The organism is Stenomitos frigidus ULC18 (assembly GCF_003003795.1).
Taxonomy (GTDB): domain Bacteria; phylum Cyanobacteriota; class Cyanobacteriia; order Leptolyngbyales; family Leptolyngbyaceae; genus Stenomitos; species Stenomitos frigidus_A.
Genome location: NZ_PVWK01000050.1, coordinates 1 through 14,538, shown reverse-complemented (window position 1 = coordinate 14,538; position 14,538 = coordinate 1). Strand labels below are relative to the sequence as shown.

Genomic DNA, 14,538 nt, shown 5'->3' with positions numbered 1-14,538 from the left:
GGGGAACAACGCATGGACGCGATCGAACTCGTGAAACGCTACCAGGCCGGTGAAACAGACTTCCGGGGAGCCAATCTCAGCGGCGCAGACCTCAGTGGTGCCGATCTGATTGGTGCAGACCTTAGCGGCACCGATCTGCGGGGAGCCAATCTAGTCCTGGCTTACCTCAATCGAGCCAATCTGAGCAAGGCTAACCTGGTCGGAACCCGCTTCAGTGGAGCCAATCTGAGTCAGGCAGACCTCATCAGCGCCAAACTCCGCGATGCTGACCTTCACGGGGCCATTCTGTATGGAGCCGATCTACGTGGTGCCGACATTACTCTGGCAACTCTGTTGGATGCCAATTTGATCAGCGCCGACTTGCGGAACGTGAATCTGGGCAGCGCTAACCTCCGGGGAGCCTGCTTGCGTGGGGCCAACCTACGTTACGAAAAGCGCTGCTATGAGGGTGCTAATCTGCGCGGCGTTGATCTCCGTAATGCCGATTTACGCGGCGCTAATTTCAACGGTGCCAACTTAACCAAAGCTGATCTGCGCGGTGCCAATCTGACTGAAACCAACTTGCGGGAGGTGAATTTCACCGCTGCCAACCTGATGGGAGCAATACTGCAAAGTAGCTTCTTAACCGATGCCATCTTAACTGCGGCAAATTTGAGTCAGGCAGATTTAACCAATGCCAAGTTAGAGCGCGCCAACCTGACTGAAGCAACGCTTAAAAGCGCTAATCTGACTGAAGCAAACTTGACGCAAGCAGTTTTAAGCAAAGTAAATTTCTCCCAGTCTGTCATGCGACGAGTACGGTTGAACCGGGCAGACTTGAGTCGTGCCACGTTACACAACGTCGATTTGACCGAGGCCACCCTGATCGAAGCCTACCTCGGTCGAGCCGACTTACGTGATGCAAACCTGACCGACGCAAACTTGGCAAAGGCCGAATTAAGCAGCGCTAATTTAACCGGAGCCAACCTTCAGGGCGCTACGCTACCCGATGGAACAACCAACAACTAACATCCTCCCTCCGTATTCTTTCCTGCCTACAACCGTGATGAGATGGAAAGTTCAGTAATCTCTCCTGCTCTGCAGACGTTCATCCCATCAGATGTTAGGGAACGATGGGTATAGTTTAAAGCCCTTGAGGTTTGGCAAGGGTTCTACGGTGACATACGGGGGACGCAGGTCGGAATGGTACACCCTGACAATCGATTGTTTTGTCGCCTTGACGGTGAAACCGTCTTAGTAAGAGAGCAGCGGCGCATGCTCGCGATCGCAGAGCTAGGCTTCTCGGCGCTGACGAATATCTCTGTCTTCGATGAAGCGACTCAAACAGCCGCACATTTTTTGAATGCGCCTGTTTGCACTCTGAGTTTGATGGATCAACAATCCCAACATTTCAAGTCCTTTGTCGGTCTTTCACGGCTAGGGTTGATGAACAACCTGGCAACCTCCCGCCAATTTTCACGCTTCGAATCGTTTTGTACGTATGTCGTAGATAGTCATCAAGTGCTGGCGATCGAAGATACGTTTACTCATCCTGCTTTTGCTAACAGCCTGCTGACGCAGCAGTATGGAGTAAGAGCGTATCTTGGAGTGCCTCTAATCACCTCTCGTGGCTGCTGTATTGGCACTCTGGCGGTGATGGATTTGAGGTCACATCCTTTTACCGAGAAGGATGTTGAGTTTTTAGAACTGACTGCCCGCTGGAGTATGAGCGAATTTGAACGGCAGCAGGCGGTTAAAAGTCAGGCGACGGTGCCCTCAACATTGACTAAGAGCGAGGCTCGCAAAAGCTGTGTTAAAGCCTCTGCTGTCAACGCAACGCCCGCTCCTGCCAACCCATCGATCGCCAGTCAGCTAAAAGTTGAGTTACTGAGCCAACTCACACAAGAGCTGTGCACGCCCCTGACATCAGTTATGGGTATGGCAAGTGTGTTAACCCGTGAAATCTACGGACCACTGACCAGCAAGCAAAAAGAATATCTGGACATCATCCATCACAGCGGGCAGTACTTGTTATCGTTGGTCAAAGAAATTATCGAACTGTCGAGCTTGAAGGACAGTAGCCAGTTGCAATTAGCCTCCGTCGATATTGAGATGCTTTGTCAACAGGCTATTAACACGCTGGAACAGGCTACCCATCGCCGCGAACAGCAGATCCAGCTCTCAGTGGAACCCGGTCGCCGTATCTGGCTACTAGATAAAGATAAAGTCCGCCAAATGCTTTACCACCTGGTATTCAGCATCATCCAAGCCTCAAACGCTGGTAGCACCATTCGAATCCACGTCTCCAACCGGAGCAGCAATTTAATCATCGCCGTTTGGGTATCCCACCCGTGGCTTGGCGAGGGCTTGCCTTACGCCGAAGTGAGCGCTCATTCCATAGCACTACCCATGCCCTCATTGATCGCCAATCAGACAAGCATAGAATTACCCGCTAGCTACCACATACCTCCCTTAGAAGCAGCAGACGTGCTACTGAGTCAACAGGCTTCTGAAGCCAAAGTAGCAGAGACCGTAGAACGGCTTAACGGTAATATGAAAGACGCGTTGGCAGCTCCCAGCAAAAATTTAGGCTTACTGCTGAGTCGTCAACTGGTTGAAATGCACAACGGTCAAATTGCCATGCAAAGCCTATCCGAATCAGGCTACCGCTATGTGATCAGCCTGCCACAGAAGGCTGAAGCTGATGCGATCAAGGGCTCCTTTTAACGGCATAGACCGGTGAAATCAATGCAACACAATGAAGTCAAGCCACACTACATTAACCTTCATCGCTATCGCTTGTGGAAAATGATACCAAGCCCCAATTCACCCGTCTGCAGCACAGCCAATGCGGGCAAGATGCCTGCACTATAATGACCCAAATACATCCTTAACTTTCATAAGGAGATTCAGTCGTAACTTGGCCTCTAAAAGCCCCAGTCACTCTGCCAAGCTGCAAAGTATCTTGCAGCTTGGCAGGGTAAATAGATTGTACGAGTGTAGGAGGTGAAATATTGTGGCTAAAACTTTCGTTTCGTTGAACTCATTCGCCACATTGCCTCTAACATAGCAACTTGCCGTTTTAACAACCGCGATCGCTGGACCGCACGATATTTTTTATAACCAAAAGCAGCCAGTGCCAAACTGATCGTTAGCGTGACAACCAGTAACCCAGTCACCGCACTGCTAGGCACAGGATTGGTTGAAGTCGCAGGCACCGATAGGGTGGGATCTAGCGCTTGACCAGGGTTTGGGGTGGGAGAGTAAGGATAGGGCATAGAATATCTAATATCAATTGAGGTGGGGCAAGCACGATCGCAGCAATTGCTCAATCAAGCATTAACGACATGAGGGCTGCTGGAACGCTTCTAGACTTTCCACACCTGTAGGCTTGAATTCCGCAACGATTCCCCGTTTTGCTAGTAAATTCACCTCTCTCGCTCCGAAATTTACAAAAGCTTGACGAAACGGCACCATTTTAGTACATTTGAACTATAAACCTCGTCACTCCTTCACACAAAAAACCCCACCGACCTCCGGGGGCTTTTTTTTGGGACTCTACTGTTGTTCTAACGGGGAATGCGATCGAGCTGCAGCATGCATGAACTCAGACCAAAAAAAATGCCTGTGGACGCACACAAATTGCACAGATCCACAGGCATTAAAGATGATCAATCCGCTTTCTTAAACGACAACCCTTGCACCCACTTGCCACGAGCATCGTAACAATACTCTAAAGTGCTTAGGACAGCAGCGAGGTTACAACCGTGACCGAGCATTGGCAGCGATGCAGCTCGGTAAAAAGCGCTTATTTTGCTAGCGTATTCACTCGACGGGCAAGCTCAACATCCTTGGTTGTGATGCCGCCCGCATCATGGGTGGTCAAATCTATCGTGACGCGGTTGTAGACATTAAACCACTCTGGATGATGCCCTGCGGCTTCTGCTACCAAGGCCACGCTCGACATAAACCCAAAGGCTTCAACAAAGGACGCAAATTGTAGCTGGCGATGAAGCTTACCATTTTTGACACTCCAACCACTGAGTTGGGTTAAGGCTGAGTTCAATTCTTCCTTGGAAAGTGGAGCAAGAGTACTCATAGTGTGATTTTTGGGAGTTGCGTGGACAGTCGTCTGAGCAGCGTTAACCGTAGTCAAAGAGATGGTGAGCAGCAAAATAGTGACTGCAAACCCCAAAACCAGGACAACAAATCGATGTAAACTATTTTGCCAAGTCCAATGCATAAACTGGCTCATATAAATGTAGTCATCATGTCGCGCTCTATAGCTTAGCTTCAACTCCTGCCAACTGCAAAGACGACAACAATCTCAACAACAGCAGGACATGGTGAGCTATTTGATCAGCCAAACATGATCAGGAACTGTGCAAGCTACTCTAAAGCATTGTCGAATGCTGAACGACATCCAAGACACAGCAGCAAGCTCCCTCAAATAGTGGCAAATTATCTAGCTCAGTGCATGCTGCAAAAAACACTGATCGCTTGATTGTCTCTAATGCGGTGAACAAACGCTAAAGTTTAGGCCGCTTTAACGTTCTCGATCGCAACTTCAACCGAAGTTTGGAGCGCAAGGAACTGCTCTAAGCGAACGAGCTTGACTGTCTGAGTAACACGAGGGTTAGTCACAATTTGCAAAGTACCCTCAGCAGTCTGAGCTTTCTTGGCAAGCTGCACGAGAGCACCTAAACCAGAGCTATCGACGAAATCAATTTTCGATAGATCCAGAATGATGTGCTTGGGCCCCTCCTCTATACATTTGGTGAGCACCTTACGGAAAGTAGGCTCTGAGAAGGCATCCAAGAGACCTGTGAGGCGAAATAACTGGTAATTTTCCCTAACTTCGCGCGTGCCTCTTAAGCTGACCGTCAGGGTTAGTTGTTCAGGAATAAAACCCTCCTAGCTTTTTAGTCCTTGATTCGACGTTTAAGTATACATCCTCGTCAGTCAATCTGCTACTGCAAGGTTGCCCTTAAATGCCGATATCTTAGCGAATAATTGATAGACAGGGAAAAGAAAACCTGAAGTCACCTTCTCTTTGTCTACCTTTCTATCTTTATGTTGCACTTACTGGCAAGTGTTCTCGCATCGTTTGCACGAAGCGATCGAAGAGGTAGTCAGCATCATGAGGGCCGGGACTTGCTTCGGGGTGATATTGGACGGAAAACAGCGGTAGCGATTTGTGGCGTAAGCCAGCAACCGTACGATCGTTGAGATTCAAGTGAGTAATTTCGATATCAGCGGCTAACGAATCGGCAGTAATTGCAAAGCCGTGATTCTGACTGGTAATTTCTACTTGCTGATGCAGCCCACAGGGTTGATTCAACCCTCGGTGCCCAAACTTCAATTTAAATGTCTCTGCTCCAAGGGATAAACCCAGAATCTGATGCCCCATACAGATCCCAAAAATTGGTTTTTGGCTTGCTAGTAACGCTTTGGTTGTCGCAATGCCTTCGCTCACAGCCGCTGGGTCACCGGGCCCGTTCGAGAGGAAGATGCCATCTGGGTTGTATTTGAGGATTTCCTCTGGTGACGTGTTTGCTGGTACGACGATGACGCGACACCCGTAACTGGCAAGGCGACGCAGAATATTGCGCTTGATACCAAAGTCGATCGCAACGACTGTGAGCGGAGTCGTACCTGCAGGCTGGGCAACCGGTCCAAACTCCCAAACCGCATCTGTGGTTTCCGACCACTCATAGCTAGTTTTAGTACTCACTTCGCGTACTAGATTTAACCCTGCCATGCTGGGGACATCCTGCACGTGCGACAACAACTCTGCAGGGTCAAGGATTTCAGTGGATATAGCCCCGTTCATGGCTCCTGATGAGCGCAGCTTGAGTGTAAGGGCTCGGGTATCGATACCGTAAATGGCCAGGATATGGTGTTGTTTAAGGTAGTCGGGCAACGATTGCTGCGATCGCCAATTGCTAGGTTTAAAGCAAACATTGCGAGCGATTGTGCCTCGCACTTGGGGTTGGGCTGACTCATCGTCATCAGGATTCACACCTGTATTACCCAATTCTGGATAGGTAAACGTGACGATCTGACCACAGTAGCTAGGGTCGGTCAAAACCTCTTGATAACCCGTCATACCTGTATTGAACACAACCTCACCGATCGCTGTGCCAGTTGCCCCAAACGATAATCCTTGGTAAGACGTACCATCCGCTAAGACTAGCAACGCAGGCTGAGTAGGAGAAAGAACCATAATCACCTTTGCAATCAGACATAGACGCTTTATTATGCCATGCGCAAACAACTGCAGGAGTTCAGCATAAGCATGTGAAGGTTAAAGCAAAGCCACTTTCACCTGTTGAGGGCTTGCAAAGCCACCTGTTGAGGGTTTGCAAAGCAAAGCCGCTGCTCACATCAGCAAGTCGCTTTTAACAACGGACAACAGCTGTCGCAAAGCCATGACCCTTAACCTCACAGCAGATTGGCTGTAAACGGCTCTCTATCAGCACTGCCTGTCGTTTCGCATGATCTAGCTAAGGCTCAGTTTGTTATTTTCGTAGAGTGCGTTAATTGAGCACCAGTAGTGCGGCACTCTATGGTTAGAGTGTGGATCTAAACCAACACAGGTGTGCAATCGCTCTATCCGTACCTTATTTGTGAGTTCTCTTAGCCCATGCTAAAACGCTCTTGTGCTGGTGCCGTTCTGCTTCTGCTATCGGGTGCGATTTTGCTGGGAAGCACTGCTTGTAATCGCGATACCACAACGATTAAAACCGCTGCCAAGAGCGCTGAAAATGCTTCACCCACTGCCCTTGAGACCGAAAATGCCCCATCCCTTGTCCCTAATGCCAACCCGGAGCCACCCGTTCCGAAACCACAACCAGTGACCACTAGCAGTTTAGATCCTTATAAGCTTGCGTTAGAAAAAGCAGACAGTGCAGGCAATATTACGATCTCTGCTCAATCGAAGGATGACTGGAATTTGGTTGCTAGTCGCTGGCAACAGGCAATTCAGTTCCTGCGATCGATTCCAAGTGGCAGCCCTTATCGATCGTTGGCACAGTCAAAGCTGACCGAGTATCAGCGCAATCTTGCCTATGCCAAACGACAGGCGATCAGTGCTAGTTCGGGTGAAATTGCTTCTGAACCAACTCTTTTACCCATGCCTCCTCGCACCTACAGCGCCTCTGACAGCAAACCTGAAGCCATCAGCTCAGATCCATCACCCCGTAACCAACGCGTCTATATAGCTAGAATTAAGCGCCGGGAAGGAGGCACGCCAGTCATTGATGTGACGTTCAACGGCCGTCGCACCTTTGAAATGATTGTTGATACAGGAGCAAGCGGTACGGTGATTACCAGTACGATGGCATCGGTTTTGGGGGTTAGTGTCATCGGCAAAGCAAAAGTAGACACTGCTAGTGAAAAAGGTGTGGAAGTGCCTCTTGCTTATATCAACTCGCTTGCGGCTGGTGGCGCAGTGGTTAAAGGCGTGGTCGTTGCGATCGGCAACTCAGCACTGGATACGGGTTTATTAGGACACGACTTTTTCGCTGATTACGATGTCACCATCAAACGAAATGTCGTTGAATTCAAGCCCCGCTAAGGAGAGATGACTGCGCGTGCGTCTCCCTTGACAGCGGATGGAACCTTTATGCCGCTTGCTTGAGAAACTGCACTAGCTGTTCAAGCTTCTGCCAGGCAGCACCACTGCTTAAGATCTCCCTGGCAAGTATGACACCCTTTGCGTAGGGGTTGTCTGTTTGAGGTAGTGCGTCACCCACCTGAAGTGCTAACGCTGCATTCAGGGCTACGACGTCTTGCTGCGCCTGTGTTCCTTTACCTTGCAGCACTGAACGTAAAATCTCAGCGTTGTGGGTTACATCGCCCCCAGCGATCGCGCTCAGTGGTGCAGCCTTAATACCCAGCTCAACAGGATTCACACTGGTCAAATTAACGGTCTGATCCGACAAAATTGCCAGATCTGTGAGGTCTCCGATTCCAGCTTCGTCTAGCTTTTCACGACCATGCAGCACGATCGCTCGTCTTACACCTAGCTGATGCAACGCCTCCGCGACCGTTTTGATTAGTCCTGGAGTGTAGACTCCCAACACCTGCCCTGTCGGGTTCATTGGGTTGACTAATGGCCCTAAGAGATTAAAGACTGTTCGCACTTTCAATGCACGACGCATTGGCGCCACCACTTTTAGCGCTGGATGCCAGCCTGGAGCAAACAAGAATGTGATGCCGACTTCATAGAGCGCAGCCTGAATTGTCTCTGCAGGTGCGGCCAAATGAACGCCTAGAGCTTCTAGTACGTCTGCAGAACCAACACGACTAGAGGCAGAACGGTTACCATGCTTAGCGACAGGAACACCTGCGGCTGCAGTCACAAACGCAACTGCTGTAGAAATATTGAAGGTTCCAGAACCATCACCACCTGTGCCACAGGTGTCAACAACCGTAGGCAGAGCTAAGTACCTACCTGAAGATAATGGGGACGCCAACCCCTGCAACACCTGTGCCATGCCAACCAACTCGCCTGCAGATACCCCTTTGGTTTGCAGTGCGATCAAAATTGCACCTGACAGCACGGGCGGAATCGCATCCTGCAGCCACCCTTGCATGAGAGTAGCGGCTTGCTCAGTTGAAAGTGACTCGCGATCGAGTAACTGCTGCAACAGAACAGTCCATTCGTTTGAGGGCAAGGAGGCATCGGCTGACGCGTCTAAATTCGAGGTGCTAAAACGTTGTGCCACGAGTAATCACAGAGTGCTAAGTCAATAAACAGCATCGTACTAAAAATCTGTCCAGTAACAACAGCTATTCTCTTCTGAGAAGGGAGACTCGCGATCGATTTTTTGCTTAGCACTCCAGTTTTCTAGCTCATCGCCTTTACAAAGGCATTAAAAGCAAAAGGGGACATCAATTGATTGATGTCCCCTTTTGCTAGCCACATGCGTAAACTATACGTTGTCAACTGTGCGTTTTGCACCATCTTTCAGATCTTCTTTGGCGTTGCGTGCATGCGCTTCCGCTTGCTTCGCTTTACCTTCTGCTTGATCTGCGGGGTCGCCTGTCACTTTGCCTGCCGCATCTTGAACTTTGCCTTCGACATTTTTGGCAGCAGCCTTAGCTCTTTCTTCCAAACTCATCTTCGTACTCCGTTTCTAAAGAACTATTTGAATTGGACAGAGCAAACAAACGCTTTCTCTATCCACTCCTTAACGATACGAAAGGTTCTTAGTTAAGCCCTCTCTCAGAGGTTGTATTCAAAGCGACAATTTCTGTCTACTACCTATGCTTAAAGAGCGATAAACCTTGCATGAAGAATCGGCAAGACTCTGCTCATAAGAGCTTGTGTAAAGAGTCCAGCCAGCAAAATCTCTATGCTACAGGCCGACCTTTGCGGCTTTTTCAGAGCGGCTCTTACACAAGAAATGGATATGGAAGCTCATAAGAGCAGGCTTTCAGCCGTTCAACTCCACCCCATGCAGCCCAGCAATACTATTAAAGTGCAGGCTTAAAACGAATCGGTGTTACAGATGTTGGGCGAACTAAAGCTCTTGAGATTTTGCCAAGTCCCGCTCTGTGCGAACCCATTTGGTTTGGGGTTTTACCCAAAAAGCGATATAAAGAGGTACTTTCCACAGGACATAAAGTGGCACTGCTAAGAGCGTACTCAACGGTAATTGATGTCGCGTAAATTTTGCCCAAGCAGCCGTAATTGCAACTAAGATTAGCAGCCCTTCCACCATCAGTAGAAGTAATGGCGCATACATTTGAACGGTTAAGCTAAACGCGATCGCAGCGATCGTCGCCATACACCACAACATCACTAACAGCGATAGTGGGGGAATACACAAGTCAAGCGCGATCGCTAGCAAAGCAAAACGCTTTTGGTCAATCCATGCCTTGAGCAGACGTGGCACCTGCTTGAGCAGGGTTTTTAGATGACCATGCTCCCACCGCGTTCGCTGGCTGGTCGCAGCCTTTCTGTCCTGTGGCAGCGCGCCAGTCACATCAGCCTCTGCACAGAAAATTGTGGGATATCCAGCAATCAATAAATCAAGAGAGAGCTGCATATCTTCAACAAGATTGCCGCTCGCTAAGGAAACTTGTTGGATCACAGACCAGGGGAATGCCATCCCAGTACCTGTTAAAAGGCAAGGTAAACCCAGTTGAGCCAGCCCGACTGGACGCACTAAATTCTTGACTGTAAAAGCAAGGAGCGAAACAGCAGAGGCAGGACTAGGGTTTGGGGGTTGAGTCAGCAGGTAGCTTGCCTGCACTGGTCGTTGTTTCACGGCTGCTAACCATGCAATGTTCTCGATCGAGCCTTCTGCAACCAGGCAGTCAGCATCGACCACCACCACCACTTCAGGCGGCTCGGAGGCTAGAAATTTCAACCCAAAGTCTAATGCATAACCCTTACCGCGTCTCTCGGAATCGTGCCGCTCAATGACTACTGCACCAGCCGCTTGTGCTACTGATGCCGTTTCATCACTACAGTTGTCAGCCACTACCACCAGGCGATCTTGCTTGGTCAACTGTGGTAAGAGAGTCTTTAAAGTGACGTCAATGCCTGCCGCCTCATCATGCGCTGGAACCAGGACAGCGATCGTCGGACGTTCCGATGGCGTCTCTTTCAGTCTTTGGCGTTCCGGCAACACTGCAGCAAAGCATTCTACCCAAAGAACGATGATGGGGATGAGTAGGACGATGGCGATCGCCAACAAGAAAAAATTAAACAGTTGATTCATCACGACATCTCTGGCACTTCCACTGTGGCTCGCTCACTTTTGGATGAATTGAATTTACATGAGTTCAAGCATAGCTGGCGTGACACAGCGACGTCTCGAAACCGGTCGCTCGATCGCTGACCCTGACACTTACTCATTCGGCTTGAGCATTTTGAGATTTTCCAACAGTGTTGGTTTACCAGTGAAGCTTTGCCCAAACTGACCCGGCTGATTGTAAGCGTTTGCGGTCCCTCTGCCAGGGTGATTAGGAACGAAACCTAGCACAGGCAACCGGAATCTACCCAGTTCAGCGATGACTTGAGTCAAGACAGAACGCTTTGTTTTCGCAACACCAGCGACCATGAGCAGTCCGCTAGACTGAGCTGCCAGAAAATTCGCGTCAGAAAAGTCTGACAGTGCGGATGTGTCATAAATCACAAGGTCAAACTTATCGTGCAATTTTTGCATCAGTCCCTGCATTTTGTTTGAAGCTAGCGCTCTGCCCGAATCTGGTAGGGTCTGACCAGCCGTCAACACAGAGAGACTATTGTCTACGGGCGAGCGTTGAATCGCTTGTTCCAACTCTGCCTTGCCTGACAGTACTTCGTTTAGCCCCGCGGAGTTTGGCAAGCTAAAAAGCGCATGCACCTGGGGAGACCGCATGTTGGTATCAACCAACAACACTCGCTGTCCCATCGAAGCAGCTTCTAGTGCGAGATGGAAAGCAACCATCGTTTTGCCATCACCCGCTTCTGCGGAGCTAACGACGATAGAGCGCACAGCTGAATTGGTATTGAGAAAGTGAATGTTTGTATAAAGAGAACTAAAGGCTTTTGAAAAGGCGTCCGATCGCGGAGCCGCAAGAGAATTTGTGGTTTGGTTTAAGCCTGCTCTGAAAGGAATCGTTGCTAGAAGCGGCAATTTTAAAGAGCCTTCCATGTCCTCTGCACTGTAGAACTGATTCCTGGATTTCTCTTTCAGCAAAGCGGCGGCTAGCCCAAGCAATAAACAAGCGCCTAAACCAGCGATCAAGAATTTGGGTTCAATACTTGCGGATGGAATCGGATTGTTTTTGCCATCTCGATCGATCGATGGAGCCGAGACAATCTCCCAGGGAACTTCTTTCTGTGCCGCCTCAATTCGCAGTGTTTCACGTTGTGTCAGAAATTGATTCAGTGTCGTTCTGGCAAGATCCAACCGCTGACTGAGGCCGGTGTATTGACGAACAACGACTGGAAATTCCTGTAGCTTTTGATTGAGGAATGCTTGAGACTGTGCGATCGCCTGCTTACGTACTTGCAATTGCTGAGTGGTATTTGCAGCGGTGACGAGTTGCTTAATCAAGTCTATTCGAAGTGCATTTTGGAACGCTAGAATGCGTGGATCGATAGCTGCGTTAGAAGCAGTTAAGCCTAAGTTCTTGCGAGCTTCCTGATCCAGGAATTGCTCTATTTTCGTTTGCTGCTCCCTTAACCCTCGAATGACTGGACTATCATCGCTATATCGTGCTGACTTAGAGGCAATGAGCGCTTGTATCCTTTTCAACTCAGCGACCTGAGTTTGATAGCTGGTGTTTTCACTCAGAGAAGATGCTGCCAGCGCTTGTTCCGGTGTAATGCCAAGCTGTGCCTGCAGACGTGCGAAGAGTGCCTGCTGCTCTGCCAAGTTCCGCTGGGTCTCTAGCTGCTGAGCCTGAACGCCTTGAGCTTGAGTAGAAAGCTGCGCCCCTTCCGTCGTTGGATCAGCGATCCGATAGCGTTGCTTTAGGGCTTGCAGTTCTCCTTCTAAGTCATTGACGCGGCGCTGTAGGCTAGGAAGCTGGTCTTCAATGAACTGGACACCGCCGCCAATGCGAGTTTTGCGGTCTTCAAGGCTATATCTCAAATACCCTCTGGCAAGCTCCTGTAAGATAAATTCAACTTTTTGAGGATCTTGACCTTTGTACGAAACATCAAGCACTTTAGTTGGGTCTGAGGCATCAGAGCCAAACCGCTGTGCCATGACCTCGTAACGCTTGATGACCAGTGCTTTACTGCTGGCAGCAGCGGCAAGCGAATTTGCTGTAACGTCGGGATAGCGACGTTGAATCTCGGTCGCAATCTTAGACAATAATTCAGGACTTTGTAAGACCTGGATCAATGTCGGATAGTCAACAGCATCAGGCTGTTGCGCGCCCGGCCGTGAAATCGCAGCGGGATCGGCAAGGCGTGCTTGAGCCGTGATTGGCTCTACTAAAAGCTGAAAATGACCTTTATAGGTACGCGGTCCACTCAGCATTGAATAGACAACAAGAGCAGCACCAGCGGTTGTAACACCTGCAATAAGAAGAGCATTTCGCTGGATCATCCTTACCAAAGGCGATAGATCCAGACCCTTTTGTCCTCCAGTAGAGTCGGCTGCTTCATCACCCAACATGCCATTTCCGCGCGATCGCTCTTGATCGTTAAGCGATGAATCTTGAGTGTATTGTTCAGCTTTCATGGTTTTCCTCTCTACCTCATTGACTCTGAGCAACAAAATTTTTGACTGCCTCGCGGAGACGGTCAAACCTTACCTAAAGATAGTAAACAGTCCTAAGATCCCGCCAAGTGGCCCCAGAACAGTGCTTAAAGTATCGCCAACACTAGCAAGCCCGTTTCGATTCACGACAACGACATCGTTATTGCGTAAAGGGGGATTGTTTTTTCCATCCAAATTTTGTGAAAAATCAACGGCAATGCTTCGCCGTTCAACAGAGCCATCGGGGTTGAGACGAATCAACTCCACAGCTTTCTTCGCCCGACCACTTTTAAAGCCGCCAGCCGCCAGAATTGCCTGGTTTAATGTTGTGTTAGGTTTCACGGCAACAGCCCCAGGTGTTGCAACTTCTCCGACCACGTTAACCTTGATAGCATCTGGAGAAAAATTGCTGCTGGCAATCTGAAGGGCCTCTGCTGTATCAACCTGAGCCGCTTTGGGAATCACAAGGGTATCACCGTCACGTACCTGGATGTCCTGAGAGAGATCGCCTGCACTCAAAAATTTCCAGAGGTCAATCGTCAGTGTCTCTTCCCGACCGGAACCTTGCGCACGACGAATTTGGATTTGACGGATATTTGCTTGTTCGGTAATGCCTCCGGCTGCCTGGATCGCTTTACTCACTGTGGGCCACTGACTGCCGCTTTCAGCCCCACCTTGCTGCTGCCCAGCCGGGGTGTTCTGATTGCCATTAACGTTTACCGCAGAACTACTGATCAGATTGCTTGCAATAATGTAAGAACCTGGACGGGTGACTTCACCAATGACACCGATTTTTAAGGTGCGAGCGCCGATTAAGCTGACGGTGATGGTTGGGGTTTTAATGAACTTGCTATACTTCGCTTTTAACTGCTCAGAGGCCTCTTTGAGCGTCAGGCCTGCGACAGGAACACTGCCAACCCACGGTAAATTTACTGCGCCATCCACTAGCACTGGATAACGTGCTTCTAAAATGAGATCAGGTGTGTCATAGCTATCGATTCTGAGTAAATCGCCTGCGCCCAGTGTATAAGCAGTTTCTGACGGCACAGGACTAGCTGACTGCGGAGCGCTAATCTCTTTTTGATCTAGCTTCGTTTGAGCAGGTGATGTCTGTGTCTGTGCGACTGTTGGGATGGAGTAGCTCACTCCAACCAGTACTAACAGAGAAAAACCTGTGATTGAGCGATTGATTCCCTTCATCGTGACGTCTCTTAGTGGCAGAGGAAATTGAAGATGCAAGTTGCGTGCAAGCGTAAAGAGGCATGAAAGCTAAGGATTATGGATTAAATAAGGTGTAATACTTCCAGTTACATCAGTAAGCTAGAGAAGCAACCTGATGAACCAG

Annotated in this window: 12 protein-coding genes; 3 read left to right on the top strand and 9 right to left on the bottom strand. The window is 49.4% G+C overall.

Features of this window, described 5'->3' with window-relative positions:
• The first annotated feature begins 12 nt into the window (after positions 1 to 12).
• Together C7B82_RS08555 and C7B82_RS08550 are read left to right on the top strand one after the other, a co-directional pair.
• On the top strand, positions 13 to 1,008 hold the full coding sequence (locus C7B82_RS08555; protein WP_106255880.1) for a pentapeptide repeat-containing protein: 996 nt from the start codon (positions 13 to 15) through the stop codon (positions 1,006 to 1,008).
• A gap of 174 nt (positions 1,009 to 1,182) precedes the next feature.
• Positions 1,183 to 2,706 (top strand): GAF domain-containing sensor histidine kinase, encoded by a 1,524-nt coding sequence (locus C7B82_RS08550; protein WP_106255879.1) that lies wholly within the window; start codon positions 1,183 to 1,185, stop codon positions 2,704 to 2,706.
• Between the two features lie 293 nt (positions 2,707 to 2,999).
• Here C7B82_RS08550 and C7B82_RS08545 read toward each other — a convergent pair whose 3' ends face one another.
• From C7B82_RS08545 to carA, 4 genes are all read right to left on the bottom strand, one after another.
• Entirely contained in the window at positions 3,000 to 3,257 is a 258-nt protein-coding gene (locus tag C7B82_RS08545; protein WP_106255878.1) for a hypothetical protein, read from the bottom strand.
• A 530-nt stretch (positions 3,258 to 3,787) separates the two neighbouring features.
• On the bottom strand, positions 3,788 to 4,078 hold the full coding sequence (locus tag C7B82_RS08540; protein WP_106255900.1) for a 4a-hydroxytetrahydrobiopterin dehydratase: 291 nt from the start codon (positions 4,076 to 4,078) through the stop codon (positions 3,788 to 3,790).
• Positions 4,079 to 4,515: 437 nt separating this feature from the next.
• Positions 4,516 to 4,866, bottom strand: coding sequence for an STAS domain-containing protein (locus tag C7B82_RS08535; RefSeq protein ID WP_219904157.1), 351 nt, complete (start codon positions 4,864 to 4,866; stop codon positions 4,516 to 4,518).
• A 184-nt stretch (positions 4,867 to 5,050) separates the two neighbouring features.
• Entirely contained in the window at positions 5,051 to 6,205 is a 1,155-nt protein-coding gene (carA, locus tag C7B82_RS08530; protein ID WP_106255876.1) for a glutamine-hydrolyzing carbamoyl-phosphate synthase small subunit, read from the bottom strand.
• Positions 6,206 to 6,625: 420 nt separating this feature from the next.
• Between carA and C7B82_RS08525 the strand changes: the two genes are divergently transcribed.
• Positions 6,626 to 7,558 (top strand): retropepsin-like aspartic protease family protein, encoded by a 933-nt coding sequence (locus C7B82_RS08525; RefSeq protein WP_106255875.1) that lies wholly within the window; start codon positions 6,626 to 6,628, stop codon positions 7,556 to 7,558.
• A gap of 46 nt (positions 7,559 to 7,604) precedes the next feature.
• Here C7B82_RS08525 and trpD read toward each other — a convergent pair whose 3' ends face one another.
• From trpD to C7B82_RS08500, 5 genes are all read right to left on the bottom strand, one after another.
• Positions 7,605 to 8,711: an anthranilate phosphoribosyltransferase gene (trpD, locus tag C7B82_RS08520; RefSeq protein WP_106255874.1), complete on the bottom strand. Its 1,107-nt coding sequence runs from the start codon at positions 8,709 to 8,711 to the stop codon at positions 7,605 to 7,607.
• A 207-nt stretch (positions 8,712 to 8,918) separates the two neighbouring features.
• Positions 8,919 to 9,107: a CsbD family protein gene (locus tag C7B82_RS08515; protein ID WP_106255873.1), complete on the bottom strand. Its 189-nt coding sequence runs from the start codon at positions 9,105 to 9,107 to the stop codon at positions 8,919 to 8,921.
• Positions 9,108 to 9,509: 402 nt separating this feature from the next.
• Entirely contained in the window at positions 9,510 to 10,715 is a 1,206-nt protein-coding gene (locus tag C7B82_RS08510; protein WP_106255872.1) for a glycosyltransferase family 2 protein, read from the bottom strand.
• A 129-nt stretch (positions 10,716 to 10,844) separates the two neighbouring features.
• Complete coding sequence (locus C7B82_RS08505; RefSeq protein ID WP_106255871.1) at positions 10,845 to 13,175, bottom strand: GumC family protein; 2,331 nt, start codon at positions 13,173 to 13,175, stop codon at positions 10,845 to 10,847.
• Positions 13,176 to 13,244: 69 nt separating this feature from the next.
• Positions 13,245 to 14,393: a polysaccharide biosynthesis/export family protein gene (locus C7B82_RS08500; protein ID WP_106255870.1), complete on the bottom strand. Its 1,149-nt coding sequence runs from the start codon at positions 14,391 to 14,393 to the stop codon at positions 13,245 to 13,247.
• Positions 14,394 to 14,538: the final 145 nt, after the last annotated feature.

What these genes read in the sequence shown, in the direction of transcription:
- C7B82_RS08500 (WP_106255870.1), bottom strand. Translation starts at nt 14,393, where the DNA reads ATGAAGGGAATCAATCGCTCAATCACAGGTTTTTCTCTGTTAGTACTG.
- C7B82_RS08525 (WP_106255875.1), top strand. Translation starts at nt 6,626, where the DNA reads ATGCTAAAACGCTCTTGTGCTGGTGCCGTTCTGCTTCTGCTATCGGGT.
- C7B82_RS08510 (WP_106255872.1), bottom strand. Translation starts at nt 10,715, where the DNA reads ATGAATCAACTGTTTAATTTTTTCTTGTTGGCGATCGCCATCGTCCTA.
- carA (WP_106255876.1), bottom strand. Translation starts at nt 6,205, where the DNA reads ATGGTTCTTTCTCCTACTCAGCCTGCGTTGCTAGTCTTAGCGGATGGT.
- C7B82_RS08555 (WP_106255880.1), top strand. Translation starts at nt 13, where the DNA reads ATGGACGCGATCGAACTCGTGAAACGCTACCAGGCCGGTGAAACAGAC.
- C7B82_RS08550 (WP_106255879.1), top strand. Translation starts at nt 1,183, where the DNA reads ATGGTACACCCTGACAATCGATTGTTTTGTCGCCTTGACGGTGAAACC.
- C7B82_RS08540 (WP_106255900.1), bottom strand. Translation starts at nt 4,078, where the DNA reads ATGAGTACTCTTGCTCCACTTTCCAAGGAAGAATTGAACTCAGCCTTA.
- C7B82_RS08545 (WP_106255878.1), bottom strand. Translation starts at nt 3,257, where the DNA reads ATGCCCTATCCTTACTCTCCCACCCCAAACCCTGGTCAAGCGCTAGAT.
- C7B82_RS08505 (WP_106255871.1), bottom strand. Translation starts at nt 13,175, where the DNA reads ATGAAAGCTGAACAATACACTCAAGATTCATCGCTTAACGATCAAGAG.
- C7B82_RS08515 (WP_106255873.1), bottom strand. Translation starts at nt 9,107, where the DNA reads ATGAGTTTGGAAGAAAGAGCTAAGGCTGCTGCCAAAAATGTCGAAGGC.